This is a genomic window from Nocardia nova NBRC 15556, from assembly GCF_001613005.1.
GTDB classification, from domain to species: Bacteria; Actinomycetota; Actinomycetes; order Mycobacteriales; family Mycobacteriaceae; genus Nocardia; species Nocardia nova.
On sequence record NZ_BDBN01000042.1, the window covers coordinates 19,048 to 45,084 of the forward strand.

The following is a 26,037-nucleotide window of genomic DNA, read 5'->3' on the forward strand; positions in this document are numbered from 1 at the left end:
CCGGTGCTGTCTCGGCGGTCGCTGCTAGCGCTCGGCGTCCACGGTGGCCACTGCCGCCCACAACACCGGTGACTCCTCGACGGCGCCGGTCTCGCGCCAGGCGGTGAGCCGCTCCCGCTGCCAATTCGCCAGGGCGGCAACCGGTTCGACCTGTTCGTGCGCCTCGTCGACCGCGCAGATGACATCCTGCAGCGGCGTCGCGGTGGCGCCCGCGAACCGCTGGAACGCCAGGTCGGTCGGCAGCGGCCAGCGGGTGGCGGTGACCAGTTCGGCGCCGCCGTGGATCATCGCGGCGACCAAGCCCAGTGCCTCGGTGAAGCGCAGGTCGCCGCCGCTCTCGCACGCGATCAGCGCGACTCGGCTCGGAATCGGCCAGAGTTGCGGTCCCGCAACGGGTTCGGGCTCGAGCGTATGAGTGCCCAGCAGCAGATCCTTGGCCGACAGCGGGCGATGCGTGCGCAGCGGCCGGGCGAAACCGGTGGTGTCGGCGGTGCAGGCGAGGTGCAGTCCGGCGTTCTCGCTCAGACCGGATTCCGGACGTTCGGCGGTGACATGGCCGACGTAGACCAGCCGGGCGGCCCCGTCCCGCAGTAGCGCGCTCAGGCGGGCCCGGTCGAGATCGGTGCGCCGGAAGGCGTGCAGCGGGTCGTCGGTCAGCGGTCGAAATCGCTGTCGCGCAACATATTCGGATACCCGCTCGGTGAGTGGTGAGCTGGAATTCATCCGCCCGAGCACCGAACCGAGCTCGGAATCGGCCCGGAATCCGGGCACGCGCGGATCGAGCACCGCGACCACCGGCATATCGCGGTCGTCGGCCCATCGGCGCGCGGTGCGGCCGGGCGCGTGGACGATGCTCGCCGGTGCGAGCAGGCTGAGATCCGCGATATCGATCAGCCGCAGGGCCGGATCGGGCGCGATGATCTCCCACGGCACCTGCGCGACCCGCGGTGACGGCTGCAGCCGGATATGCGGGCGAATTCCGCGCACGAGCAGGTCGTGCAGTTGGATCGCGAGCGCCTGTGGAAGCAACGCACGGCTGAGTGCCTGCGCCAGTGCGTATTCCGATTCACGATCGGCGAAAGCACCAGTGGTGAGGGCTTGTTCGAGTCCGCCGGGACGGGCCGGATCGGGCAGCCCCGCCGCGAGCCGGCGCACCGCGACGTCGATGTCGGCGCCGGGCAGCATGGCCACACCCGCGCTCGCGGTATCCCCGAGCCAGCGCCAGGACATGTACAGATCGCTCGCATCGGCCATCCGCACGATCACCGTCGGTCGCGCACCGGGTGCTTCGTTCATATCGCCAGGACCCGATCTTCCCGGACGGTCCGGCCGTACCGGTGTTCGGCGGCGGTGAGGTAGGTGTCCAAGGCGATGTGACCATCCGGGGACACCGACAGCCGTGGCGGTGGCGCAACGGGCAACCCGGCCGCGGCGGCAACCTGGGCCAGCGCCGAGCCCAGCTGCAGGGAACCGGCGCCGGGACTGTCGAATTCGTCGCCGGGTGCCGGTATCGGGTCGAACGGAAGCCGCGGCGGTCCGCCGTCGGCGGCGGTATGGCTGTCGAAAGAAGTTCCAGCGCAGACGGTTTCGACCAGATCGGCGATCAGCTCGCCGTTACCGCACAGGTAGGCGAAGCGGAACGCCAGCCGCACGGCGGGCGCGGCCATCTCACGATTCCACCGCTCCCGCTGGGTTCCGTTGGTGAAGCTGTAGCGCACCGCGTCGATGGCGATGGCGGAGGTGACGGCCAGATCCCGAGCGAGGGCGAGTACCTCCGCGGGCGGCGGCGTGACCATGTCGCCGATGAGCGATTCCCACAGCGCGGCATGCCAGTAGTCGACCCGCGCGCACTGCAGGCCGAGCCCGCGCACGGCGTAGATCTCGTACGCGGCCGCGAGCTGTGCTTGTCCCTCATCGACTCGGCCGTGCGCGAAATCCAATGTCGCCAAACGGATTCGAACGCCGGCGGTTTCGAGCGCGGCCCCGGATCGCTCGAACGATGTCAGCGCCCGGCGATACAGCTGTTCGACGTGATCGAGGTCGCCGTGCCGTTCGGCGAGATAGCCCATCAGCTGCAGCCCCAGTCCGGCGCGGTAGCCGAGGCCGGCCCGTTCGACATACTGCTGGGCGGCACGAAGATGTGGCTCGGCGTCGTCGGGGCGGCCCAGCCGGGCGTACATCATCGCGAGCGTCTGCCGGGATTCGGCCGCCGCGTTCCCGTCGCCGGCCGCCTCGAATGCGGCGAGGGCCTGGTGGGCGAAGTCGAGCCCGAGCTCGCCGCGACCGGATTCGAAGTGGGCGGCCGCGAGATTGCCGAGCGGGTAGCCGCGCAGCTGCGGCGCGGAGCGCGTCGCGAACTCGAGTGATTCGGTGGCCAGCTCGATCGCCCGCGCCCATTGACTGCGATGCATCGCGACGGCGGTGAGCGAGACCATGCACGAGACCTGCAACGTCGACAGTTCGCTGTGGCCGGTGAGGAGGTCGCGCGCCTGTTCCAACGCCGTGTGCGCGGCGTCGAGATCACCCACGTGCTGCAGTGCCTGCGAATAGTTGACGAGTGTGGATGCGCGCTTTTCCGTCGCGTCGCCGGGGATTTCGGTGAGCGCGGCGCGGAATCCGGTGATGGCGCCGGCGTGGTCGCCGAGTTCGTCGCGCATACTCGCCGCATTGACCAGAGCGCTGACCCGGACGCCGCCGGTGGTGGTGTGTGCGGCGTGCTCGAATATCCGCAGGGCCTCGGTGACCTCGCCGCGGGCGTAGGCCGCGGCGCCCTCGTGGAGCAGTTCGAGGCCGGGCGGGGGAGTGTCGGCCATCAGAAGTCCGTATCCGATGCCGCGGCCACGCGCTCGGCCTCGAGCAGCAGCCCGGACCGATCGGGCGAGCGCAATCGCGCCACGACGAATTCCCTGATCCGCTGCCGCTGTGCCGGGCCGTACCCACTGTCCGCCGCGCCGATGGCAGGCCCGACGCCGGGCACGTAGATATCCACGCGCACAACATTGTCCGCGTCGATGGGCGCCCCACCGATCCAGGTATCACCGTTCGGCTGCAGCCCGAAATCTGTCGGCGCGGCGGTGGTCACCACGCGAGCCCGGGGCCACAGATGCCCGGGCAGAGCGGCATCGAGGTCCGGCGCCGCCGCCGCCGCGCGCACCTCGACCGACGTACTGCCGGACTCTCTGGTCAGACGCCACGAGACGGCGAATTCCGAGGCATCCAGCACGCCCGGGGGACACCGGCGCCAATCCCAGCCCGAGGTGCCGGTGGCGAGCATCAATCCGGTGCGCCCGGGACCGGCGGGACCGGCCGCCAAGGCATAGTCCTGCCGGCGCGCCGCAGCCGCATCGAACGAGGGAGCCACCGGCGACGGTTGTGCGTCGGCCCCGTCGACGATCGATTCGCAGACTTCGGTGAGAGACGCGATGTCCCCGCCGAGCACCTCGGAATCGAGCGCGGGAATGCCGTCGATGGTGGAGGTGGGCCACCAGTGCGCGGTCCAATGCGCATAGCCGAGTTGCCGTGCGGCCTCAGCCAATTCGGGACGGGCTGGCGTCGCGAGCAGCTCTCCCGACCGGCCGTCGGCGACAGCGAGCGCCACCGGTTCGCCGTACACGGCCCACAGCCACTCCTGTGCGGCATCCGGATCGTGCAGCACCGCCGCCGGAACTGTCTGCTCGGACAGCAAAACCCACGACAGATGACCGCCGATCACCTCGAGCACCAGCGTATCGAGTCCGGGCATCGCGTCGTGGACAGTGGGAGCACCGGCCGGTGAGATGACGACGACCTCGTCGTCACTGTGCAGGAATACGGTCTCGGGCATCATCCGGCCCTCGATTCCAGCGAATCGTCCATGCCTGCAAAGGAATTGGCGGTCAGTGCCTTCCGTACCCGGGCGCGGTGATCGAGGATGACCGAGCGTGCGACCCCGTCGAGCAGATCCCACAGCTCGGCTGTCTCCGGCGCGGTCGGTGACATGGATGCGCCGCGAACATCGCGCCCGTGCAGGCGAACCCACAGCCGCCGCAGATACGAACGCCAGGGACGGCGAAGCTCGGCGGCGATCACGGCGAGCGGATCGGACGGCTCCCCGGTGTCGTGCACGGCGAGGCGGCGTGCCTGCAGTACATACGCCTCGCGGCGCCACCTCCCGTTGATCGCCCGATGCGCGGCGGTGCTGCCGCGCAGAACAGAAACACCTTGCCGTGCAGGATTTTTCGACTCCATGTCGCCGCCGCTCGAGGCCACCGGCTCGCTCTCGGGCGACCCACGGGTTCCGGTGACAGGTGCCAGGCCCCGTGCCAGTGCCACTCCCGCTGCCGCTGTCACCCGAAGTGATTCGTCGAGCAACGCCCACGGCGCGCAACTCCGGGCGATCTCCTCGGTCACCAGTTCCGGGATCGTGGGCAGGTCCGAGCGCTCGGTGGAGGCCTGCAGCACCGTGAAGACGCGTTCGTAGATGGTGCGGTCGAACGGCAGCGCCAGTGTCGCGGTCGATGCCCCGGTGCCGAGCGCGGGGGCGACCGGCAGGCGGTGCGCGGTCAGGCCCAGTTCCTGCGCCGAGTCTTCAGAGGTGTTGTGCCACAGTGCAATTCCTGTGTGCGTCCCTGCTCGCTCCGTGATCAGGGTGCGCAGTTGCCGGGCGGCATCTCCGGCTCGGGCGGTGGCGCACGAATCGAGTAGTGCGGCGAGGGCGGTGGTGTGGTCGCCGATCGCGGGCGCGGAATGCGGTCGCCGGCGCCACGCGGTATCGATCAGCGCCGCGAGTTCGCCGGCCGTGGACCGATCGGTGAGATGGTCCTTCAACGCCTGCGTGGTGCGCCCGGCCGTGAGGTGATGGATGTCGTGCAATGTGGCTGTGGCGGTGGGCCGATCGCGTACCGGATCCGGTGCCCCGGACACCGTCGCCAGTTCGAAACAGCGCTGGAAGTACAGGTCCTGCGGATTGCCGTCGGTGATGCGCAATGCCCGTCGGACCTGCTTGAGGAGGGTGAACCAGGCCGCGGTCGCGCGCAGGACATCGGCGGCGGCATGGACGCGGGCCGCGAGCAGCGTGGCGCCGTCCGCGGTGAGTATCGGCCCGGCGCAGGCGGGGTGCTGGACAGGCCGGATCACCAGCGGGTCGAGGATCAGTTTCACGGTGCGGCGCAACGGTCCACCCTGGGCGCCGCTGAGCGCCTCGACGCCCTCGATACCGCGCCACACCTCGTCGAGCACCATGGCGCGCGGTCGTCGCATTCGGTCAGATTAACCGACCGTCGCTGCCGCTGCCCGGGCCCGAAACCTGGGATCGGTAGGCGGCGAACCGTTCCTACTTTGTGAACAACGGCCCGGTCACAGGGCCGGACTCACCGAGAACAAAGGAACGAACACCATGCGTACCAAGCAGATCCGGATCGCCGCCGCCACCCTCGCCGCCGCCGGTCTCACTCTGGCCCTCGGCGCCTGCGGCGACGACTCCGGCACCGCCGCCCCGGCATCGACCACCGCGGCGCCCGCGACCCAGGCCCCCTCGGGCGGTAAGTCGGCGGCCCTCGTCGACGGCAAGGCGCTGAGCGCGAACTTCGACACCACCTGCGCCCAGCACGCCGGAACCCTCGCACTGGCACTGAACGATGCCGCCAACTCCACCTACGGTCGGCTGACCGTCAGCGCCACGCTGACCGCGGGCGGCGACACCGTGCAGGCCGTCGCCATCGGCGGCAGCAAGGGCGGCGCCTCCGGTATGCCGTATGCCGTGGGCTTCGGCAACGGCCAGCCCGGCGGCTCGGCCACCGTCAGCAAGGACGGCAAGACGTACAAGATCACCGGTGAGGGCGTCGCCGCCCCGGATATGACCAACCCGATGGCCGGCCCCGCCACCGCGAAGTTCGAGCTCACCTTCGCCTGCCCCACCATCGTCAACGGCTGAGCAGGAGAGGAATCGTCATGCGCACCACAGCACGAGCCGGGGTCGTCGCATTCGAGGTCTTCGCGGTCGGCGTCTACCTCTGGCACGGGCTCACCTATCGAGCCGGCAGTCCGTGGGAACCGGGTTTCGCCGCTTGGCTCAACGGTTTTCTGGCACTGCCGATCATCGCGTTCACCACGGTGGTGATGGTCTTCGTGTTCACCGGCGAGGGCGTGCTGTCGGCGCTCACCGGCCGCAACAGCGCGGAGTTCCGCGATGGCCTGCTCGGACTGGGAACCGTCAAGTCGGTTCGCGAGACGGGGGTCAGCGTGAACGATCAGCCGCAGCTGCGCATCGAGTTCAGCGTCGAGGGCGCCCGGGGGGAGATCTTCGACTCGGCCGCCAAGATGATCGTGCCCCTCGCCGAACTGGCGCTGCTGCGCCCCGGCGTCGTGCTTCCGGTGCGCTATCTGCCCGGACGGACCGACAAGGTGGAAGTCGACCGATCCGGCGACAGCGCCTCGGCGCAGCAGGCGATGAACGAATCGATGATCCGCAAGGGAGTGACCACGCGGGCCAAGCTCGATATCGCCGGCCGCGGCGTCGCCGCGCAGGCGGTCGTGCAGTCGCTGTCGGTGCCCGGCGAAATCCGCAACGGCTACGCGAAAATCGACCTCGGTCTCGCGGTCACCCGGCCCGACGGCAGCACCTTCAGCACCCACGCGGAGAAGTTCCTCCCGCCGACGAGCGTCTCGAATGTGCAGGTAGGGCGGATCGTGCAGGTGCACTACCTGCCGGAGAACGAGCAGGAGGTCGTCATCGCGATTCCGCTCAACGCATGAGCCGCGGGGTGTGCCGCCCTTCGCAGAACCAGTGCTGCGGAGGGCGGCACGGTCGTGTCGGCGGCAAGCGGATCACGGTGGTCGCCGAATGGTTGCCGCGAACGCGTTCCGGGGCAAAACTTGGTGGATGACGAATACCGTGGCCGAACCCGTTTCCGGCGAACCCCGCTCCACGGGACGTGCGGTGCGCGCCACCGTCCCCCGCTCGTCGCTCGGCGAATTCCGGCCCGCCCCCGATCGCGATCCGATCGCGATCCTGGAGCGGCAGGCGACGACCCGGCTGCCCGAGCTGGTACCGATTCGCTACGCCCGGATGGCGGCCGGGCAGTTCTCGTTCTTGCGCGGCGCCCCCGCGATCATGGCCGCCGACCTCGCCACGATCCCGCACACCGGGTTGACCGTCCAGCTGTGCGGGGACGCGCATCTGTCGAATTTCGGCATCTTCGCCTCCCCGGAACGGTCACTGGTGTTCGACCTCAACGATTTCGACGAAACCCTGTCCGGCCCGTTCGAATGGGATGTCAAGCGGCTGGTGGCGAGTGTGGCCGTGGCGGCGAGGGAGAAGGGCTTCACCGACGAGGAAGCCACCGCGGCCGCCCGGACCGCCGCCACGGCCTACCGGGAATGTATGCGGCGTCTGGCCGGCATGGACTCCCTCGACGTCTGGTACGAGCAGGTGGACGAGGAGACGGTGGCGAATATGGTGAGCCGCCCCAAGTTCCGCGAGGGCGTGGACCGCACCTTCGAGGCGGCCCGCAAGCGCACCAACCTCGGCGCGCTGCGCAAACTCACCTACATCGACGCCGATGGCGCGCTGCGCATCCAGCATCGGCCGCCGCTGCTGACACCGGTCGATTACGTCGACGCGCAGACCGTCGAAGAGGTGTTCATCGCCTACCGGCGGTCGCTGCCCGAGGAACGGCGGGTGTTGGCCGATCGCTACCGCATCGTCGACTACGCGCACAAGGTGGTCGGCGTGGGCAGCGTCGGCACCCGCTGCTACGTGATCCTGACCGTCGACCGCGACACCGGCGGCCCGCTGTTCCTGCAGATGAAGGAAGCCGAAAAGTCGGTGCTCGAGCCCTATCTCGCGCCGAGCCGCTTCCAGCACCAGGGCCACCGCGTCGTCCACGGCCAGCGTCTGCTGCAGACCTCCAGCGACATCTTCCTCGGCTGGGTCTCCGGCCCCTACGACCGGAACTACTACTTCCGGCAGCTGCGCGATATGAAGGGCGGCGCCGACATCACGCAGCTGTCGAAGGCCGCCCTGCGCGACTACGCCGGAATCTGCGGCCACACCCTGGCCCGCGCCCATGCTCGCTCGGGCGACCGCATCGCGATCGCCGACTACCTCGGCGGGGGAGAGGCCTTCGACAAGGCGATGACGCAATTCGCCCTGACCTATGCCGACCAGACCGCCGCCGACCATCGAGAACTGTTGCGCGCCATCGACTCCGGACGGGTGCAAGCGGCGGCGAACCCGTATTGAGACTGCGCGCGCCGGGCTCCGTTGAGCGAGGGTGGTTCGGGTCTCGGCGCGGCCGACGTGTGCAGTCGGGGCGTGTTTCGCCTGGGAAGTCGGTTACTCGCCCGTATGGCATGCGGCCTCTACTGTGCTCCACGACAACGGTGTCAGCGAATCGACCGCACGTCCCCCGAACGGAATTGTCGCTGTGTCCGACACACTCACCGCTACCGCGCCCGCCGCCCACTCGACCGGATCTCGCGCCGAGGTAATCCACCGCTTCCTGGTCAAGCCGGCCGACGCCGGCATCGTCGGCACGGTGGACGGCGGCAAGCTTCTCGAATGGATCGACAAGGTCGCCTACGCGGGCGCTGCCCGGTGGAGCGGTCATTACTGCGTCACCGCCTACGTCGGCAACATCCACCTCGACCGTCCCATCGAGGTCGGCGAGTTGGTCGAACTGCACGCCAACCTGGTCCATACCGGCCGCACCAGCATGCACATCCTGGTCACCGTCTATTCGACCGACCCGACCCGCGTGAAGCCGGTCCAGAGCGCCCAGTGCCTGACCATCTTCGTCGCCGTCGACGACGAGCGCCGCACCGTCGAAGTGCCGCAATGGAATCCGACCACGGCTCTGGAATTGCGGCGGCACCGGCAGGCGAAGGTCAGGATCGCCGTTCGTAAGGAAATCGAAGCCGCGATGGCCGCCCAGCGCTACACCGCCGAGGGGACGGCGCCCAGCGCGACCCTGCGCTTCCTCGCCGCCCCCTCCGACATCAATTGGGGCGGCAAGGTCCACGGCGGCCGCACCATGCAGTGGATCGACGAAGCGGCCTACGTCTGCGGCGCGAAGTGGGCCGGTCAGCACGTCCTCACCTCGTACTTCGGCGGCATCCGCTTCTACCGCCCGATCGTCATCGGCCACGCCGTCGAGGCGACGGCCCGGCTGATCCACACCGGACCTCGCAGTATGCACATCAGCGTGCACGTCACCTCCACCGATCCGCATTCCGGCGAACCGGAACTGGCGGCCCACGGACTGGCCGTGGTCGTGGCCCTGGACCCGGATGCCAAAGCGCGCTCGATCCGGCAGTGGATTCCGGCCTCCGACGAGGACGTCGCCCTGGACGCCCACGCCCGTCACCTGATCGGATTACGTTCGCTGGTCGAGGATTTCACCCCTGCCGGTGCGGTTCCCGAGGACGCCGAGCCGAACCATTTCCGGATCACGCCGAGTTCCGGCGCGTCGATGCGGTAGTTCATCCGCCGGAGTGAGGGGCGATCGGGTGCGCGGGTGTGGCCGTCGCACCACCGCCAACCGTGCCGGCTGTTTCACAATGGCCGCCAACGAAATTCGGCACCGTCGCGAAACGCGCCGAACGATTCGGCGAGTTCCCCGGTGGCGCTGCACATCACCTGCGTCCGGTTCTCGATGTCGAGGGCGTGGCGAAGACTCGGCGCGTCCACCGTCTGCCACATCGTCTCCTTCGTCATCCACACCGCGAGCGGGGAATGGGCGGCGATCTCCTCCGCCTTGGCGATCGCCCGGTCCAGCAGCTCGTCCTCGTCGACGACCTCGAGGACCAGCCCGATCCGTTCGGCCTCGTCGGCATCGAAAACCCTTCCGGTGAGCAGCAATTCGGCCGACCGGGACGCGCCCACCAACCGCGGCAGGTGATAGCTGGTGCCCATATCGCAGGCCGAGATCCCGTGCCGGATGAACACCGCGCCGAACCGGGCACTACGACTCGCGTACCGGATATCGCAGGCCAGCGCGAGCGCGAACCCACCACCGACCGCGGCCCCGTTCACCGCCGCGATCACCGGCTGCCGCAGCCGATGGATCTTCTCGAACGCCGAGGCCATCAACTCCTGGCTCGCGTAGATCTGCGCGACCGTCGACTGCGCCGCACCCAGCAGCGCCGCGGTCGGACTGGCATCGGTGGCCGTGAAATCCTCCGGCTTCGACTTCAGATCCGCTCCGGAGGAGAACCCGTCTCCCGCGCCGGTGATCACCAGCGCCCGCACCTCCGACTTCCCGTTCACCTCGTCGAGCGCTCGATGCAATTCGGCGACGGTCTGGTTGTCCAGCGCATTGCGCCGGTGCGGCCGGTCGATGGTCAACACCACGACACCCGAGGACCGATATTCGATATTCAGCGCGGACATGCCTGCCTCCTTCGCGTTCAGCGCGGAACGGTGCCACCGTCGATGACGAACGTCTGTCCCGTAATGAAACTGCCTGCGTCCGAACACAACAGCAGCGCGGGCCCGACCAGCTCGTCCGGCTCACCGAGCCGCCGCAGCAACGGCGCCGCGGCCATCGCGTCCACCACTTCCTGCGGATTGTTGCGGACCATATCGGTATCCACCGCACCCGGCGCTATCGCGTTCACCCGAATCCCGTCGGCGGCGAATTCGGCGGCCATCGAGCGAGTGAACGACAGCAACGCCGCCTTCCCCGCCGAGTACATCGCCAGCCCCCCGGAGAACCCGAACGCCCCGATCGACGCGAAGTTCAACACCGCCGCATGCTCGCTCTCCCGCAGATACGGCAGCGCGGCCTGCACCAGGAACAACGGCCCCTGCACATTCACCGCGAACGACTTGTCCACCGCCGCCTTCTGCATCACCGCCAAGGGCTGAGCCAGCGCATTCGCGGCATTGTTGATCACGATGTCGACCCCGCCGAACCTCTCCACCGTCTGCGCGACCAACGCCTGCACCCCCTCGACCTCTCCCAGATGAGTCGGCACCCCGATAGCCTCGGCCCCCAACTCCCGCAGCCGCTCCACGGCCTTCTCACAAGCCTCCGGCTTCCGACTGGCGACAACGACATTCGCCCCCGCACAAGCCAACCCCTCGGCCAGCGCGAGCCCGATACCCCGAGTACCGCCGGTGACGATCGCGGTCCGCCCGCTGAGGTCGAAGAGTTTCTGGAATGAGCTGCGGTCCACGGGATGAGCCTCTCTTGCTGGTGTCGCTCTGCCGAGCAGAACTGACGACGGTCGCAGTCAGTTCTATCAGGCGAGTCGCGCGGCGTGTTCCGAACGGCGGGGCTCGCCGCGCGGGTCCTCGCCCTGTCGCCCGTCCGAGGTTCGGTGCACCGTCGGCAGACCGACGTCGGGCGACTCGCTCCCGCGGAGTTGTCGGTGGGCTCCGCAATACTGATCGTGGGGAGAGGCGGGAGGACTCGACATGAACTTCGTGATTACGCTCGTGGCCTCGGCGATAGCGTCGGGAAGCTCCGAAGATGGTGTGGCACAACATGTCACCGACGCTTACGGCGATTTGAAGCGGCTGATCATCGATAGATATCCGGATGTCGACGTTTCGGCGCTGGAGCGGAAGCCGCATTCCGACGCCAAGAAGGCGTCGCTGGCCGAGGATCTCGACGACGCCGGTGCGGCGGATGACCGTGCCTTGGAAGCAGCGGCCTTGCGCGTGCTGCGCGCGGTGCACGGGTCGGACACGGCGCCCCTGGAACTTCCGGGCACAGCGCTTGCCGGAGCAGAGGAGTCGACAGGATCCGATGCCGCCGCCCTGTTCGACGGGGCCGTCGCGGCTGAAGACGCGGGGCGTTTACCGGAGGCCGAAGCTCTGTACCGCCGCGCCGCCGACGCCGGGCACACCGGCGCGATGAACAACCTCGGGCTGCTTCTGGAAGATACGGGTCGGTCGCCCGAAGCCGAGGGGTGGTTTCGCCAGGCCGCCGACCTCGGGAACGTGACGGCGATGAACAACCTTGCCGTACTCCTCGGGGCAGAACGTCCGGAATGTGCCCACGAGTGGTTCCGCAAGGCCGCCGACGCCGGGCACACCGGCGCGATGACCACGCTGGGCGTTCTGCTGGAGAAGCAGGGACAGGTCGAGGAAGGCGAGGCCTGGTACCGCCGAGCCGCCGACACCGGCGAGCCCAACGCGATGTTCAACCTCGGGTTGCTTCTGGAGGACGCCGGCAAGGCCGAGCCGGCCGAGCTGTGGATCCGCCGCGCTGCCGACGCCGGCCATGCCACTGCCATGTTCAACCTGGGCGTGGTCGCGTACGACTCGGGCCGGACGCAGGAGGCAGAAGCCTGGTGGTGCAAGGCCGCTGACGCCGGGCACCCCAAGGCGATGTTCAACCTGGCGATCAGGTTGGAGGAGGCGGGCAGGTCGGAGGACGCCGAAGCCTGGTATCGGCGGGCCGGCGAAGCCGGGCATCCGGCCTCGATGCTCAACCTGGCCTGCACATTGCGGCAGGCGGGTAAGCAACGGGAGGCCGAGACCTGGTATCGAAAGGCCGCCGATGCAGGGAACGTGGCCGCGATGTTCAACCTGGGCTTGTTACTCGAAGCCATCGGCGAAGTGGGGGAGGCCGAGTCGTGGTACCGCAAAGCCGCCGAGGCGGGCGAAGCCGTTGCGATGACCAACCTGGGCGCACTGCTGATGGAATCGGGCCGGTCCGAGGAGGGCGAGTGGTGGTGCCGTAAAGCCGCCGAGGGGGGACGTCCCGTCGCCATGTGCGACTTGGCGGTAGCGATGGAGAGGACCGGCCGTATGACGGAAGCCGAAACGTGGTACCGCCGCGCCGCCGAGTCCGGTCATCCCAGAGCGATGTTTCTCCTCGGCGGCATCCTCGAACAGCGAGGACGAACCGACGAGGCCGAAACATGGTGGCGCAGAGCGGCCGACGCCGGCCACCCCGGCGCGATGTCCGGCCTGGCCTACCTACTCGCGATGGCAGGCCGTGTCGACGCCGCCGAAACCTGGAGGCGCAGAGCCGCCGCCGCGGGCGAGCCCGGCGCTACCCCCATGCGGTGACGAGTCCCGTTCCGCTCGGCATCCCTGATCCGAACTGCAGTCCGGAGCGGCCGCCGCCTGGTCTACGGTGGATACCGGCCATTCCACTCGTCACCCGGGAGGTGTCTTGCGCTCCACCCGCATACTGCCGGTCCTGCTCGTCCTGGTAGCCGCGGCACTCCTGCTGCCCACGCGCGCAAGCGCCGACGCCGCCATCGACGACACCACCTCCCACCGCATCGACGAACTCGTCGCATTGCGCGCCGGCGCGACCGGAGCGAGCAAAGGCGAACTACTCGACCTGCTGTCCCGACAATTCCTGGGCACCCCCTACGCCGCGAACAACCTCATCGGCTCCGCAACCCAGCCCGAACAACTCGTAGCCGACTTCCGCCGAGTGGACTGCTTCACCTTCCTCGACTACATAGAAGCCCTGAGCCGAACCACCGACCGAAACCGCTTCGAAGCCAACCTGATCGACACCCGCTACGCCGCCGCCCAAGTCGACTACACCCACCGCAAACACTTCTTCACCGACTGGGCGCAAGTCGCCGACATCGCCGCCACCGACATCACCGGGAATCTGTCACCCGCCGCAATCAAGGTCCCCAAACACCTCAACGCAAAGGGCGACGGTGCCCTCTACCTGCCAGGCATCCCAGTAGTCGACCGCGCCATCACCTACATCCCCAGCGCAGCGGTCGACGAGGGCGTCGTCAGCGGCCTCCGAACCGGCGACTACATCGGCGCCTACGCCGACCAGCCCGGCCTCGACGTCACCCACGTCGGAATCCTCATCAACACACCGACCGGCCCGGTCTTCCGAAACGCGTCGTCACTTGCGGTAAACAACAAGGTTGTGGACACCCCGCTGGGCGAGTATTTGCAGACCGTTCCCGGGATAGTGGTGTTGCGCCCACGACCGGCGTAGACCGGCAACGGATGGTTTTGGCGCAATCAGTCCCACCAGTTGAAGATGGCTTGCCCGAGGATGTGCGGGTTCCAATACCGGACTTGGTCGAGTTCGGCTGGTCCCAGCTCCGAGAGATCGAAATCCGCCATCGGCCGGCTCAATTCATGTCGTGACAACACCGCGAACCGGGAGAGGGACTTGAACGCGCCGGCAAGTTCCGGATCGTCGGCGAAGGTCAGCGTCAGCTCATACGAAGGCGTCGGCTCGGCGGTCGCGACCAGCGGCGCATACATGTTGCACACTACGGTTCGTTCAGTGCCCGAATAGGCGATGGTGCACCGAAAGAAGTTGCCGAACAGGCTAGTCGAAGGCGGAGGGGAGACGACCCCTCCGGCTATTCGTGCCACTGCGTAGCAAACATTGCGGAACTCGCTCTCGTCCAACCGGTCCAACGGTGGTTCTCCGAGATGCCGGAAGCCGGTTATTCCACGAGGTAGGCGCATCAGAACAGTCTTGCGTATATGTTACGTCGGCCTGAGCCATGGCTGCTATCTCCGAACCAGAGGAAGTGTGGCGGCCTCGGCGGTGTAGCGTTTGCCTCCGCCCAGTGGCACCAAGATAAGCTCTGGCCTGGCGGATGCCCTCTGTGCAATTCCGCACCATCATCCAGAGGAGTGCGGTTCGGGGCTATGCCCGAACACTGAGCCGTCAGGATGGCTGGTTACGGAACTCGTCCCAGTGGAGGCGTAACCACTTCTTCTGCTTCTTGTCTGGTTCGATTGCGAATCCTCGGCCGTGGAGTTCGGAGTAGATCGAAAACTGTCGGAGTTCGAAACTGACGTCGATTCGACTGTCTCCGTTGACCGCGATCAAGCCGCGATCGAACAGCGTGTGAAGGTCTCTGCGGAGTAGGAGGCCGCCGTGAGGGTCATGGTGCCCAACATGGGCGTAGCTGTACAGGTGGCAGGCGTCCAACGCTGGTTCGGGTAATGGTCCAGAGAACGCGCAGACGGAGCCGAATCGGCGTAACAGTTCGGCGCGAAACCCTGTTTGACCGAGACGCACTCGCACTGGCCGAATCGTGTGGCCACCGCGCAGTTGCGTCGCAGTGGCCTCCAGCGGCACCAGTGGATTACCGAAGTCGGAGGAGAGCCGCACTGCCGTGAGAAAATGGGACCACTGCAGTTCGCGAAAGCTGTTCTGAGACTTCGGCTTGACGCAAAGCGCACGCAGCTCGTCGGCGCGCAGGGATCCAGGCAGGGGAACCCAACTTTGGCCATGATTGGAACGGAACGTCTCGACCTCGACAGTTTCGATCACGGGGTTGTCGAAGGTGTCCTTGCAGTCGTAGCAGCGATAGACCGGAGTCAGTGTGGTGCGACGCTCCAGATTGGTCTTTCCGCATGTCCTACAACGCGAGATATCCTTTGTGCCGCGACCGCGCTCGATAGATTCGATTACCGAAATTCCGAGCAGCTCGGACTCATCCCACAACGCGATGATGTCGCCGACTTTGACGCGCTGGTGGTTGGGAACGCGGTTGTCCCAGCTGTAGTGGTTGGCCGCATCGTCGTCGTAGCGGGTGTCGGCGCCAAGACGACGGTAGTCCTGCTTCAACAGCGCGAGCCACGCTCGTCGGCCGGCTTGCTCGTCTAGTTCGGACAAACTTCCAGTACCTCTGGCGCAACCGAAGCGTCTCCCGTTTGAAACGCACCTAATTCGTACTGGTCAATCGTACATTGGGGCGCAGGCGGTAGGGCGACGAAACGCCGTGTCAGGGGTACGCGCCCAAGAACCCACCGCGTCCAAGAGGTGTTGCTTTTCGGCGTCCGGCTGCTGCTGCGCGACAAGCGAATTGCCGTTACGGCAGCTGTCAGACCTGTCGTATGAGCACATCGAACTTGGGGGCATCGGGCCACGTCGGGCGGAGAGTGCCGATTCGGGACCAGCCCCACCTTGCATATGTGCGGTAGGCGCGCTCGTTGTCCGGTCGGACCAGCAGGGTCGCGCGCTGTTCGGGCCTGCCGCTGAGCAATTCGTCGTGTAGTGCGCGTGCGACTCCTCGGCCCGTGAACTTCTTGCGCACCATGATCTCGCTGAGCGCGAAGGTGCGGTCGCCGCTCTCTGCGGTGAAGGGGGCCAGGTCGCCCGCGTCGAGCTCGAGTCCGGACCACCATCGAGTGTCCGGGCCGAGCGGCCAGCCCCATGCTTGTCCTGCCGGCTCGTCGCCGATTCGGGCGATGACCAACTCGAAGCCCCGGCCTCGGCTCGGGTCGGTGTAGGTGTCGAAGCGGTGCATGAATGCTTCGGGCGCTTCGAATTCCTCGCCGGATTCGATGGCGTCGATGTAGGAATCTCGGAAGATCTGCTCGACTTGGTCTCGGACCGCTCGTGCTTCGGCGGCCGTGTAGTGCTGGAAAGTCAGGCCGTCGATCGAAGGTGGGGCGACACTCATGAGACGCCTATCGCTCGGCGCTGGAGGTTGTCGTAGCGCCTGGCGAATTCGTCATCGGGGATGCTGTCTGTGATCGCGCGGACCGGGGCCAGCAGTCGTAGGGTGCGGGTGGAGGATACGGTGCTCTCCAGTTCGGTCAGGACGGAAAGGCCGTGGGCCACGGCATTGTTGATGTCGCCCGTCCTGCCGAGTGCTGCGGCCAAACCCGCGCGGTAATTGGCGCGGTTGCGGATTCCGGTCTCCGCTGTGTCTTCGTCGGCGACCAGCAGGGCCAGTGCCTTCTCGGGCTCGCCGAGGTCGCCCAGCCCGCGGGATTCTTGTGACCGAATCTCGCTCGCGTTCACGAATCGTAGCCATCGCGGGCACTCGGAAAGCGGTTCGTGGGCGATGGCGGCGTCCAGTTCGCGCCACGCGGTCGCAACTGCACGATCGAATGCCACCCTGTCGCGCAGGATTGCGTGGGCCAATGCTTCGCGGATCGCGATCAGGGCATGGATTCGGCCGGGCGGTCGGCCACGGGTGAGTTGGCGTGCGCGCTCCAAATGGGCGAGTGCACGGTGCGGGCTGCCATCCCCGGTTCGGCTGAGTGCTATCGATTGATGTGCGGCGTTCAGGCATACGTGGACTGTCAGATCGTTGTCACCGGCCTGATTGGCCAGCGCGAACGCGTCGGCGTAGCACTGGCGAGCGAGTGGGTGGAGGTCGGCGTCATAGGCCATCCAACCGGTGATCGTTGCCAATTCGCCGGCGGCACTCATGAACAGGCATCCAGCCCGATCGGAGAAGGCGCCGGTTTCGAGCAGCCGCTTGGCGATCGCGAGGTCTCCGAGGCCGGTCATCACAAGAGGGGGGCCGCCGACTGCCTGCTCGCGCCGAGCGAGTTCAGTCACGCGTTCGGCCAACCGGCGGGCGTCGCCTACCCCCACAGTGTGGGAAAAGCGTGGCGCGTCGGCGGCTGCCGTCAGGGCAGCGACACCCATGAACACTCCGAATTCGCGCCGCTTCACCTCGTCCTCGATTCCGTAGGTGCTCAGCTCATCGTGTTCACCCAGGTTATCGGTTGTGCAGGTCGGAATCTCGGTGTCGCGAACACGATGCGGGAGTTCGTCAGGTGCAACGGCGACGGTGAAGCGATCCCGTTGCTCATCGGTGAGCCGAGACAACTCCACATCCAGCGCTGCGGCCGAATCGCCGCGCACCGGACGCTCATGAGTTGCCCTCTCCCACTTGCGAATGGTCGGCGGTTGAAACCCCAGTCGTTCCGCGAACTGTTCCTGCGTAAGTCGAAGTGCGACCGTGCGAAGTGCACGTACCTCCGCGCCGGTCCATGTGCTGACGATCACCATTGCCCCCGATCGACACCCTCAACGGCCAGTAGCGGAAGCGTATTACTTCGGTGCGGTTCCATGCCTTCGGTTTGTGGCGTTTCTTCGTGAAGCTCGAATCGGCCCCGCCGCCGGGTCGATGTCCGGATATCTGTGACGCCATCCTGAACCGGGGGTGATCCTCGGCGGCGGGTGCTTGCCAACGAAAACCGAAGGAGCTGAATGTATCTCATCGTGACCATGGGGAGGTCGGTATGACGCTTCCTACCGCTTATGTCGCGTCGGGTGAACTGCCGGAGGGGCCGCCTCGCGCTCTCGGCTATATCGACCGGACCTTGCCGGGATGGCCGGCGAATGAGCAGCTGGTGCTCGCGCATGCGGTGAAGTTGGGGTACGCGTTGGTGCGGGTGGTGTTTCGGACGGCTGGGGATATCGATGATCCGATCATGCGGCTGCTGGACCGGATCGGTGGGTACAACGTGGCGGCGGTTGTGGTTCCGAGCGTGGAGCATCTCGGGGAGCGGCTCCGAATTGTCTGCGCCGCATGTGATGTGGAGGCGGTTGAGCCTGAGGTTACCTATGCGCGGGCACGCCCCACTATTCCTTCGGAGCCGGCTTCGCGTGAATCGAGGGTCGAGTCGGGTGAGTGAGATGTCTGGCTGGGGTTTGGTCGCATCGGTGGTGACGGTTGTCGGTGTGGCGGCGTTGGCGGTGGCAGGTGTCTCCTGTGCTTGGCCGGATGTCGGGGGCGATCAGCGGTTCGGCCAAAGCGCACATCCTGCTGTGAAAGCTGTTGTACGCCCCAATATTCTGTGGTTCTCGTTGACGCACGCCGCCCGGTCATCGGCGCCGACGGTGCTGGAGGCGCACGAGGATATGCAACTGCACTTGGAATGCGACCCCACCTTGTGCGCCGCGAAGGCGGTAGCGATGAGGACTCTCGTGGCCGCCGGGCGGGTGCGGCCGGACCGATCCCGGCGGCTGTGAGAGTCGGCGGCCTGCTTCGCGCACGGCGGTGCGCCCGGCCGGTGGTCGGGTGTCAGGCCGCGCTGGTGTCGGGTGGACGCGAAAGCGACTGCAACCAACGCTCGTGCTGTTCGCGTTCGCGTTGTCGGCGTTGCAGTCGTTCCCGTTCGTCGCGCAGGTGGATGCGCGTGAGTATCGCTGCCAGAAGTTCGTCGGGGTGGTGGCGGTGGTTGATGCGGGGTCTCCGACTGGGGTCGATGTGTTCGGGTGCGATCCAGGCGGTGCGGCCCGGGAACGGGGAAAGCTGGTTCTGTGCAACGGTTTTCCAGCCGCCGGGTCCGTCGTGGATCAGGGCGTGGCAGGCGTCGCAGGCTAGGGCGAGGTTGGTGATATCGGTGGGGCCGCCTTTGGCGTAGTCGCGGATGTGGTGGGCGGCGCAGAGGCTGGCGGGGGCGTCGCAGCCGGGGCGGGAGCAGCCGCGCAGGGCGGCGATCAGCGCCAGGCGTTGGGTCGGGGAGGCGAGTCGTTTCATGCGGCCGAGGTGCAGGGGGAGTCCGGCGTGGTCGAAGATCGCCAGGTAGGGGCGGGATCGTTCGGCCAGTCGCAGCGCCTCGCGGATCGGCACGACGCCGCCGGTGGCTGTGGTCGCGGAGCCCGAATCCTTTTCCAGGTCTTCGAGTTTCATCGTCAGCACGGTGGTCACCGGCATGCCGCGGTGGCGGCCGAGGTCTTCGGCGATCAGGCCGGAGCGCAGGATCGCGGTGAGTGCGTCGTGGTTGCGTTGGGCGGCGCTGCGGTGATCGGATCGCGCTGCCTCGGCAAGCATCGCCGGGTCGGCGGTGTCGATCTCGACGGCGGGGCTGTTCGGGTCCTCCGGGTTACAGACGCCGGGGCGTGCGTACTTGGCCAGCAGTGGGTCCAGTAGGGCACGCAGCACCGGGTCGATGTCGCCGCGCACGGGCGACATGCCGTCGGGGCGTTGCCGGCCCACGACGATGCCTCGCATTCGTGCGCGGTCGTGGTCGGTGGTGAGGCGGCCGTCGGGGTCCAGGTGGGCCAGGATTCGGTCGCCGACCTTGCCGATGTCGTCCGGCGAGCCGGATCGCGCGAACTCCGCCAACAGGTGTTCTGCGGCTTCGCGATCCGCGTCGGCTACGCCTCGGGGCACTCGGTTCATGACCTGCGCGATCCCGCGCACGTGATCGGCGGAGACCTCACCGTGTGCCAAAGCTGCTGCGGTGCATGGTAATTGCGGGTCTCGCACCTGGCCGTCGAGATCGTGGAAGGTTCCTACCGAGCGCGCCGCGTTGACGCGGCTGCCGGCGTCGGCGCTGGATATCTGCAGCGTCTCCATCAGGAACCGCTTCACCGTCTTCGCGCCGGTCCGGGACGGCAGGGATCGCTCCTCGGCTTCGATCAGCAGGCGATGGTGCATCGCTGCCAGTCGGCGCGTGCAACTCTCCACATCCCGCATCGCCTGTATCAGTTGTTCATCCGACAGTGGTATCAGTGCTTGTTCGGACAGCTGGGAAACCGCAGCGAGCAGCGGTCTCGCGACCTGCTCGACGTCCTCCCCGGCGTTCGAATGCATGTTCGAATTCTATCAAGAAGGGGAGGGGTGTGCACCCCTTCGGTCTGTGTGGATTTCGGAACACATTCTGAACAAGTGACCGAAAGGGCTTGTGTCGCAGATGGATTCACACACGAAAAGGCGCAAGAGCTCGAAGTCATCGACAACGCTCAGTGACCCCAACCCACGTCTCAGAGCGGAATAACCCGGCAGTCGTTGCCGCATTCGCCCTCGGCAGCCACCTGCCCGGGTGCGGCGACGCGGTGCAGGATCGCCCGCGTGGGCGCGATGACGAGCTGGTCGTCTTCCAGCGTGCCGAGACCGTCGACGATCAACGAGTAGCCCGTCGGTTCTCGCGGCGCCCACACCAGGCTGACCGCCGGGCGGGCCGCGACGTTGTCCCGGGTATGGCTGCCGGGCGCGGCCACGTGCAGTCGGCCGGAGTGTGGAACCGGATGCACCGGCACGATGCGGGGAAGAGAATTGTCGCCGACGGTGATGAGGTGGGCGAGGTCGTGGTCGGCGATCACCCGCGCGAGCTCATCCGTTTTCACCTCGGGATTCATGTATCGAGCGTACTGCGGGAACGGGCGGCGAACCGCTCGGTGAAGCGGGCCAAGCCTTCACGCGAGCTGCGTCAACAGCACCACCGCGAGTGTGAACATCGTCCCCGCCACGAAGACGTCGAGCACTCGCCACGCCGCGGGTAGCGACAGCACCGGCGCGAGCAGTCGAGCCCCGTAGCCGAGCCCGGCGAACCACACTCCGCTCGCGACCATCGCGCCGACGCCGAAGGCCCACCGCAACGACCCGTGCCCGGCGGCGACCGAGCCGAGCAGCAGCACGGTGTCCAGGTAGACGTGCGGGTTGAGCCAGGTCAGGGCCAGGCAGACCGGAATCGCGGTGCGGAGGGACGCGGTGGCATCGCCGGTGGTCGCGAGGGCGGCGGTGGCGGGGCGCAGTGCGCGGCGGGCCGCGAGAGCGCCGCAGGCGATCAGGAAGCATCCGCCGGCGAGTCCGGCGACGGTCAGTGCTGCCGGATACGCGCTGACCAGCGCACCGAGTCCGCCGACACCGCACATGATCAGAATGGCGTCGGAGACGACGCAGATGACGACCACGGCCGCCACGGCTTGCCTGCGTACGCCCTGGCGCAGGACGAACGCGTTCTGCGCGCCGATGGCGACGATCAGGGATAAGCCGGCACCGAATCCGGCGAGGGCCGCCGAGAAGATACCGCTGTTCACGCAGCCGACGGTATGGGCGTTGACGTAATCAGTACAGCTAAAGGTTCTTAACTATCATTAGCAACCGTGATGTCCGAACTTCCGGTAGATCAGGTCCGCACACTGCTCGCCGTCGTGGACGAAGGCACATTCGATGCCGCCGCGGCCGCGATGCATCTGACGCCCTCGGCGGTGAGTCAGCGGATCAAGGCGCTCGAACAGCGAACCGGCCGCGTGCTGCTGATGCGCACGAAACCGGTGCGGCCCACCGAATCCGGCCAGGCGGTCGTGCGTTTCGCGCGGCAACTGGCCGCCTTGCAGGACGCGGCGCAGCGAGAGTTGGGGATCGCCGGAGATGCCGAGTCCACCACGCTGTCCATCGCGGTCAACGCCGATTCACTGGCGACCTGGTTCCTGCCAGCCCTGTCGCAGGTGCCGCAGGATCCGCCGGTCTGCTTCGATCTGCATCGCGAGGACGAATCCCACACCGCCGCACTGCTGCGGGAGGGCACGGTGATGGCGGCGGTGACATCGCTGGCCGACCCGGTGACCGGATGTACGGCACGGCTCTTGGGTCTGGCGCGGTACCTGCCGGTCGCGAGCCCGGAATTCGTCGAGCGTCATTTCGCAGCAGGGCCTCTGGAGCAGCGGCTTCCCGAGGCGCCGGTCATCGTTTTCGATCGCCGGGACGAGTTGCAGGATCGCTACGTCCGCACCGTCACCTCCGGCAAGGCGGGTGCGAGCCGGCTCCGGCATTACGTACCCACCTCGGAAGGCTTTCGCGACACCATCGTCGCGGGGCTCGGGTGGGGATTGGTCCCCGAAACGCACGCCGACCCACTGCTGCGTGCGGGCGCTTTACGGAATTTCGCACCGGAGCAGTGGGTCGATGTGCCGCTCTACTGGCAGCAGTGGAAGTTGGACGTGCCGGCCCTCGCGCTGGTCGCGGAGACGATCGGCATGGCGGCGGCCGACTATCTTCGACAGTGAAAGTAATTCACCCGCAGGGGTTTCCGTGTTGGAGGCCGAGCCAGGGCCGCTTCGTCAGTCGATCAACTGCGGTGCCCCCGTCCGCGAGCCGTCCGCGGCGAGAACGGCTTTCGGCGATGCCGAGGTGAGCAACGCGATCCCGACCGCGAGCAACCAGATGATCGTGAACCCGGAAACCGTTGCGGTAGTGCCCCATCCGTTCGCGGCGTAGAAGTTCACCGGAGAGTTCCCGAAGAACATCGACGGTGCGAACGCCACGTTCACCACTGCTAGGACCGCGGCCGACCGCCCCGCCCACGCGGGCAGAATCCGCGTGCGCAGAATCGTGACAGCGGCCGTGGTCATGAACAGGGCGGTCAGGAGCCGGCTGACCGTTCCGTACAGCACATAGGTGCCGGACACGGTGACGGTGGGATCGATCGGTTCGGTTGCCTGGATCGTGGCGCCGATCTCGAGGCCCATGGAGACGAAAGCGACTGTGGCCCAGATCAAACCGGCGGTCGAGGCCAGTGAGCCGAGCCATTCGTAGCGGCGATCGGCGGCCTTCACCAGGTGCCCGAAGGTGGACATGAACACCACCACGCCGAGGAGTCCGACGAGGCCGATCAGGCCGCGGGTCAGGATGTTCCAGTCCGGGGGCGGGCCCTCGTAGACGAAGTAGAGCGGCAGTTCGACGAGCATGAGCGCGGCGCCGCAGACAGCGGCGATACCCGCCGTGCGGCGGAGGGTTTCGGTGTGCACGGAGCGTCCTTCCGATCGGCGGCAATAGTAAGTATATGGCTTATACTATATCGACCATACTAAACTCCGGAAGGATGATTATTCGACGACGGGATGCGCGCTGATGACCGATCGGGAGGTGCCCGACCATCTGGCCCGGCTGTGGCGGCTGCCGGTGGACACCAAGCTCGGCCGTCCGGCCGCACTCGATGTGGACCGGGTGGTGGCGACGGCGATCCAACTGGCCGACCGAGACGGTCTCGCCGCCGCGACGCTGCCGAAAATCGCTGCGGCTCTCGGTGTTACGCCGATGTCGCTCTACCGCCACATCGGATCGAAGGACGAACTGCTGGGCTTGATGTCCGATGCCGGAATGGGTGCGCCACCCGAATTGCCCAGCGGCTCATGGCGTTCGATGCTGCGCGCCTGGGCGTTCGCTCAACTCGAGCGGCACCGCGCCCGTCCCTGGCTCACCGAACTGCCGATCACCGGACCGCCGAGTGGACCGAACACTGTGGCCTGGATGGACGCCGGGCTGCGCGCACTGCGCGACACCGTGCTGGACTGGCCGGCGAAGGTCGGGGCCATCATGGTGGTCAGCGGATACGTCCGCGAGGCGTTCGTCACCGCCCGTCAACTCGAACACGCCATGGCGGCAGCCGATCTCGACCCGGCCGGCGTCCTGCACGACTACAGCCGTAATCTGCGCGCACTGGTGGATCGAAAGCGGCTGCCCGATATGGCCGCACTGCTGGACTCGGGGCTGTTCGACGCCATCCAGCCCGCCGAGGCCGACCCTGCCTCCGACTTCACTTTCGGTCTCGACCTGGTCCTCGCCGGCGTGGCGGCGACGATCGTCGCGAACAGCCGGTAACGGCAAACGGCCCGGCGCCGTGCAGGCGCCGGGCCGCTGATCAGCTGCCGATCAGCTGCTGCCGAACCATCCCGGCGGAACGACCTGACGGAAACCGTTCCAGCCGTTGCCGTGCCGGTCCCACGGGTTGCAGTCGTCGCCGCGGTGGTGGCGGTCCCAATCGCCGCGGTGGTCCCAGTCGCCACGGTCCCGGCCGTCCCACGGGCCGTGCCCGCGACCCGGATGTGCGATCTCGGTGGCCGCCGGGGCGCTCACGACCTCGGCCTGGGCCGGAATGGCAAGCGCGGCAAGCGGCGCGGCCACGATGGCGCCGGCAACGGCGATGCGCGCCGCCGTGCGCTTGGTGCGATGTTCGGTTCTGGCAATCACGGTGAATCCTTCCAATCAGTTACACCGCACGCAGTCTCTCGCAAATCGGACACCGCGTCACGGGTGGTGGCACGAGGTTCAGGGCGGAATCGGCCGCGAGGATGACGGGGACTCAGGGTTGACCCTCAGTCCTGCGATTCAGCTGCTGCCGAACCACCCCGGCGGGTAAACGGGCCTATACCAGGAGTAGTACGGCCGATACCACGAATTCCAGCCGTACAGATAGTCCAGCGGTATCGGATCGAACGGTGTCACCTCCGGGTAGTACCAGCCGACCGAACTCGGCTCGCTCACCGGTGCCTGCGCCGAACCCTGCCCGGCGGTCGCGGTGACCATGCCGATCAGAATCAAGCCCGCTATCGCCGTCCTCGCCAGGATTCGGCGTACCCGGACGGACGTGGCAGTCGCGAACACGACCAGCCCCTTTCAACTCGCTTGTCCCGCAACCCTCGCCGATTTCGGCGCGAACGTCACGGCCGCGATACGCCCAGGGCTGAGAAGAGACTCAGCTCACATCCCGCGCCCCGCCGTCCGGATTCGCGCGGTCGATGTGCCAGCTGCGGATCCGCCGCGGATGAATGCGAATGATGGTGTGCGCGAACCAGTCCGGCGCCACCGGAGGCGTCTCCACATCGGGGATCTCGCCGACGCCACGGATCTCCACTCCACGCCCCCAGCCGGGCTTCACCTCGGCCGGATCGTCCGGCGTCATATCGTCGACGACCAGGCTCACATTCGGATTACCCCGCACATTGCGGTAGCGCTGCGCGCTCGGACTCGGCCCGCCGATATCGATCGTGCCGTCGTCGTTCACCCGAAATCCCACCGGAACCAGCTGCGGCCGCCCGTCCGCCGTCACAGTGCCCAGCCGGCCCAGCGACTGGGAGGTCAGATAGGTGCGTTCGGCCGCGGTGAAAGTCATGCCGCCACGCTAAGAGCTCGAGTACGGTTGAGGTCAAGTGGTCCGCGGGCTCGGCTGGTCGGCCACTTTCGTGAGGTGGAAGTGGGTGACGTTGTCGCCTTGGCGGGCGGGGGACGCGGTGTAGCCGGGAAGGCTGCCGAGGCCGTCGTAGAGGCGTTCGCCGGCGCCGAGGAGAGTGGGGACGAGAGCCAGGTGGAGGTCGTCGACGAGTCCGGCCCGCAGGAAGCGGCGAACGGTCGCGGCTCCGCCGCCGAGGCGGACGTCCTTGCCTCCGGCGGCGGAGAAGGCTCGTGCCAGCACGTTTTCGGGGGTGTCGTCGACGAAGTGGAAGGTGGTGCCGCCGTCCATCTCGAGCGCCGGGCGCGGGTGGTGGGTGAGGACGAAGACCGGGTGGTGATAGGGCGGGTTGGGCCCCCACCAGCCGGTCCAGGAATCATCGGGCCATTCCCCGCGAACGGGCCCGAACATGTTGCGGCCCATGATGGTCGCGCCGACATTCGCTTCACCGGCGGCGAGCTGTTCGTCGTCGATTCCGGTGCTGCCGCCGTCCTGGCCGATCATCCGCCGGCCGGTGCGGGTGACGAAAACCCATTCGTGCAGGCGTTCGCCGCCGACGCCGAGCGGATGATCCGGACCTTGGTCGGGACCCGCGACGTACCCGTCCAGTGAGATCGAGAGATTGTGGACACGAAGACGGGGCATGGCGGGTCCTCTCACGGAGTGCT

General features: G+C 67.3%; 27 protein-coding genes. 9 read left to right on the top strand and 18 right to left on the bottom strand.

Annotated elements, in window-relative coordinates:
• Positions 1-24 precede the first annotated feature (24 nt).
• Genes NN2_RS18045 through NN2_RS18060 form a run of 4 tightly spaced genes read right to left on the bottom strand, consistent with a single transcriptional unit; the run spans position 25 to position 5,220 of the window.
• Positions 25-1,296 carry a CHAT domain-containing protein gene (locus NN2_RS18045; protein ID WP_063015154.1) on the bottom strand — a complete coding sequence of 424 codons (1,272 nt, stop codon included), beginning with the start codon at positions 1,294-1,296 and terminating at the stop codon, positions 25-27.
• Positions 1,293-2,813 carry a tetratricopeptide repeat protein gene (locus NN2_RS18050; RefSeq protein WP_063015156.1) on the bottom strand — a complete coding sequence of 507 codons (1,521 nt, stop codon included), beginning with the start codon at positions 2,811-2,813 and terminating at the stop codon, positions 1,293-1,295. The genes NN2_RS18045 and NN2_RS18050 overlap by 4 nt, the downstream gene beginning before the upstream one ends.
• The gene (locus tag NN2_RS18055) at positions 2,813-3,826 is read right to left on the bottom strand and encodes a hypothetical protein (protein ID WP_063015158.1); all 1,014 of its coding nucleotides are present in this window, start codon (positions 3,824-3,826) and stop codon (positions 2,813-2,815) included. Before NN2_RS18055 ends, NN2_RS18050 begins: the two co-directional genes overlap by 1 nt.
• Complete coding sequence (locus tag NN2_RS18060) at positions 3,823-5,220, bottom strand: hypothetical protein (RefSeq protein ID WP_063015160.1); 1,398 nt, start codon at positions 5,218-5,220, stop codon at positions 3,823-3,825. The genes NN2_RS18055 and NN2_RS18060 overlap by 4 nt, the downstream gene beginning before the upstream one ends.
• Positions 5,221-5,374: 154 nt before the next feature.
• Between NN2_RS18060 and NN2_RS18065 the strand changes: the two genes are divergently transcribed.
• The 4 genes from NN2_RS18065 to NN2_RS18080 all read left to right on the top strand — a co-directional run bounded on the left by NN2_RS18065 (position 5,375) and on the right by NN2_RS18080 (position 9,458).
• Positions 5,375-5,911 (top strand): lipoprotein LpqH, encoded by a 537-nt coding sequence (locus tag NN2_RS18065; protein WP_030512959.1) that lies wholly within the window; start codon positions 5,375-5,377, stop codon positions 5,909-5,911.
• A 17-nt stretch (positions 5,912-5,928) separates the two neighbouring features.
• A complete protein-coding gene (locus tag NN2_RS18070; RefSeq protein WP_063015162.1) occupies positions 5,929-6,732 on the top strand; it encodes a hypothetical protein in 804 nt (267 codons plus the stop codon).
• Between the two features lie 127 nt (positions 6,733-6,859).
• On the top strand, positions 6,860-8,221 hold the full coding sequence (locus tag NN2_RS18075; protein ID WP_063015198.1) for a DUF2252 domain-containing protein: 1,362 nt from the start codon (positions 6,860-6,862) through the stop codon (positions 8,219-8,221).
• Between the two features lie 247 nt (positions 8,222-8,468).
• Entirely contained in the window at positions 8,469-9,458 is a 990-nt protein-coding gene (locus NN2_RS18080) for an acyl-CoA thioesterase (protein WP_082857070.1), read from the top strand.
• Positions 9,459-9,532: 74 nt separating this feature from the next.
• Here NN2_RS18080 and NN2_RS18085 read toward each other — a convergent pair whose 3' ends face one another.
• Positions 9,533-10,369, bottom strand: a complete 837-nt coding sequence (locus NN2_RS18085; protein WP_063015164.1) for an enoyl-CoA hydratase/isomerase family protein — start codon at positions 10,367-10,369, stop codon at positions 9,533-9,535.
• A 17-nt stretch (positions 10,370-10,386) separates the two neighbouring features.
• Positions 10,387-11,157, bottom strand: a complete 771-nt coding sequence (locus NN2_RS18090; RefSeq protein ID WP_063015166.1) for an SDR family NAD(P)-dependent oxidoreductase — start codon at positions 11,155-11,157, stop codon at positions 10,387-10,389.
• Positions 11,158-11,398: 241 nt separating this feature from the next.
• Between NN2_RS18090 and NN2_RS18095 the strand changes: the two genes are divergently transcribed.
• Together NN2_RS18095 and NN2_RS18100 are read left to right on the top strand one after the other, a co-directional pair.
• Entirely contained in the window at positions 11,399-13,003 is a 1,605-nt protein-coding gene (locus NN2_RS18095) for a tetratricopeptide repeat protein (protein WP_082857066.1), read from the top strand.
• 106 nt (positions 13,004-13,109) lie between these two features.
• A complete protein-coding gene (locus tag NN2_RS18100) occupies positions 13,110-13,913 on the top strand; it encodes a DUF1460 domain-containing protein (protein WP_174554983.1) in 804 nt (267 codons plus the stop codon).
• 26 nt (positions 13,914-13,939) lie between these two features.
• Here NN2_RS18100 and NN2_RS37240 read toward each other — a convergent pair whose 3' ends face one another.
• The 4 genes from NN2_RS37240 to NN2_RS18120 all read right to left on the bottom strand — a co-directional run bounded on the left by NN2_RS37240 (position 13,940) and on the right by NN2_RS18120 (position 17,696).
• On the bottom strand, positions 13,940-14,338 hold the full coding sequence (locus NN2_RS37240) for a hypothetical protein (protein WP_063910800.1): 399 nt from the start codon (positions 14,336-14,338) through the stop codon (positions 13,940-13,942).
• A 265-nt stretch (positions 14,339-14,603) separates the two neighbouring features.
• Positions 14,604-15,560 carry an HNH endonuclease gene (locus NN2_RS18110; protein ID WP_063015169.1) on the bottom strand — a complete coding sequence of 319 codons (957 nt, stop codon included), beginning with the start codon at positions 15,558-15,560 and terminating at the stop codon, positions 14,604-14,606.
• Between the two features lie 208 nt (positions 15,561-15,768).
• Complete coding sequence (locus NN2_RS18115) at positions 15,769-16,350, bottom strand: GNAT family N-acetyltransferase (RefSeq protein ID WP_063015170.1); 582 nt, start codon at positions 16,348-16,350, stop codon at positions 15,769-15,771.
• Positions 16,347-17,696: a helix-turn-helix domain-containing protein gene (locus NN2_RS18120; RefSeq protein ID WP_156511367.1), complete on the bottom strand. Its 1,350-nt coding sequence runs from the start codon at positions 17,694-17,696 to the stop codon at positions 16,347-16,349. The genes NN2_RS18115 and NN2_RS18120 overlap by 4 nt, the downstream gene beginning before the upstream one ends.
• 233 nt (positions 17,697-17,929) lie before the next feature.
• Here NN2_RS18120 and NN2_RS18125 point away from each other — a divergent pair, with 233 nt between their 5' ends.
• A complete protein-coding gene (locus tag NN2_RS18125; protein ID WP_063015172.1) occupies positions 17,930-18,325 on the top strand; it encodes a hypothetical protein in 396 nt (131 codons plus the stop codon).
• A gap of 389 nt (positions 18,326-18,714) precedes the next feature.
• Here the strand turns inward: NN2_RS18125 and NN2_RS18135 are convergent, their stop codons facing one another.
• The 3 genes from NN2_RS18135 to NN2_RS18145 all read right to left on the bottom strand — a co-directional run bounded on the left by NN2_RS18135 (position 18,715) and on the right by NN2_RS18145 (position 21,458).
• Positions 18,715-20,232, bottom strand: coding sequence for an HNH endonuclease signature motif containing protein (locus NN2_RS18135; RefSeq protein ID WP_063910797.1), 1,518 nt, complete (start codon positions 20,230-20,232; stop codon positions 18,715-18,717).
• Positions 20,233-20,402: 170 nt separating this feature from the next.
• Positions 20,403-20,777, bottom strand: coding sequence for a pyridoxamine 5'-phosphate oxidase family protein (locus NN2_RS18140; protein WP_063015174.1), 375 nt, complete (start codon positions 20,775-20,777; stop codon positions 20,403-20,405).
• A gap of 57 nt (positions 20,778-20,834) precedes the next feature.
• A complete protein-coding gene (locus NN2_RS18145) occupies positions 20,835-21,458 on the bottom strand; it encodes a LysE/ArgO family amino acid transporter (protein WP_063015175.1) in 624 nt (207 codons plus the stop codon).
• A 69-nt stretch (positions 21,459-21,527) separates the two neighbouring features.
• Here NN2_RS18145 and NN2_RS18150 point away from each other — a divergent pair, with 69 nt between their 5' ends.
• Entirely contained in the window at positions 21,528-22,427 is a 900-nt protein-coding gene (locus NN2_RS18150) for a LysR family transcriptional regulator ArgP (RefSeq protein ID WP_063015176.1), read from the top strand.
• Between the two features lie 54 nt (positions 22,428-22,481).
• Here the strand turns inward: NN2_RS18150 and NN2_RS18155 are convergent, their stop codons facing one another.
• The gene (locus NN2_RS18155) at positions 22,482-23,168 is read right to left on the bottom strand and encodes a hypothetical protein (protein ID WP_174554984.1); all 687 of its coding nucleotides are present in this window, start codon (positions 23,166-23,168) and stop codon (positions 22,482-22,484) included.
• Positions 23,169-23,271: 103 nt separating this feature from the next.
• Here NN2_RS18155 and NN2_RS18160 point away from each other — a divergent pair, with 103 nt between their 5' ends.
• Positions 23,272-24,021, top strand: coding sequence for a TetR/AcrR family transcriptional regulator (locus tag NN2_RS18160; protein WP_063015177.1), 750 nt, complete (start codon positions 23,272-23,274; stop codon positions 24,019-24,021).
• 51 nt (positions 24,022-24,072) lie between these two features.
• Here the strand turns inward: NN2_RS18160 and NN2_RS18165 are convergent, their stop codons facing one another.
• From NN2_RS18165 to NN2_RS18180, 4 genes are all read right to left on the bottom strand, one after another.
• A complete protein-coding gene (locus tag NN2_RS18165; protein WP_146098620.1) occupies positions 24,073-24,390 on the bottom strand; it encodes a hypothetical protein in 318 nt (105 codons plus the stop codon).
• 138 nt (positions 24,391-24,528) lie between these two features.
• Complete coding sequence (locus NN2_RS18170; RefSeq protein WP_146098619.1) at positions 24,529-24,804, bottom strand: hypothetical protein; 276 nt, start codon at positions 24,802-24,804, stop codon at positions 24,529-24,531.
• Positions 24,805-24,895: 91 nt separating this feature from the next.
• Entirely contained in the window at positions 24,896-25,312 is a 417-nt protein-coding gene (locus NN2_RS18175) for a PPOX class F420-dependent oxidoreductase (protein WP_063015180.1), read from the bottom strand.
• A 33-nt stretch (positions 25,313-25,345) separates the two neighbouring features.
• Positions 25,346-26,014 carry a dihydrofolate reductase family protein gene (locus tag NN2_RS18180; protein WP_063015181.1) on the bottom strand — a complete coding sequence of 223 codons (669 nt, stop codon included), beginning with the start codon at positions 26,012-26,014 and terminating at the stop codon, positions 25,346-25,348.
• Positions 26,015-26,037 lie beyond the last annotated feature (23 nt).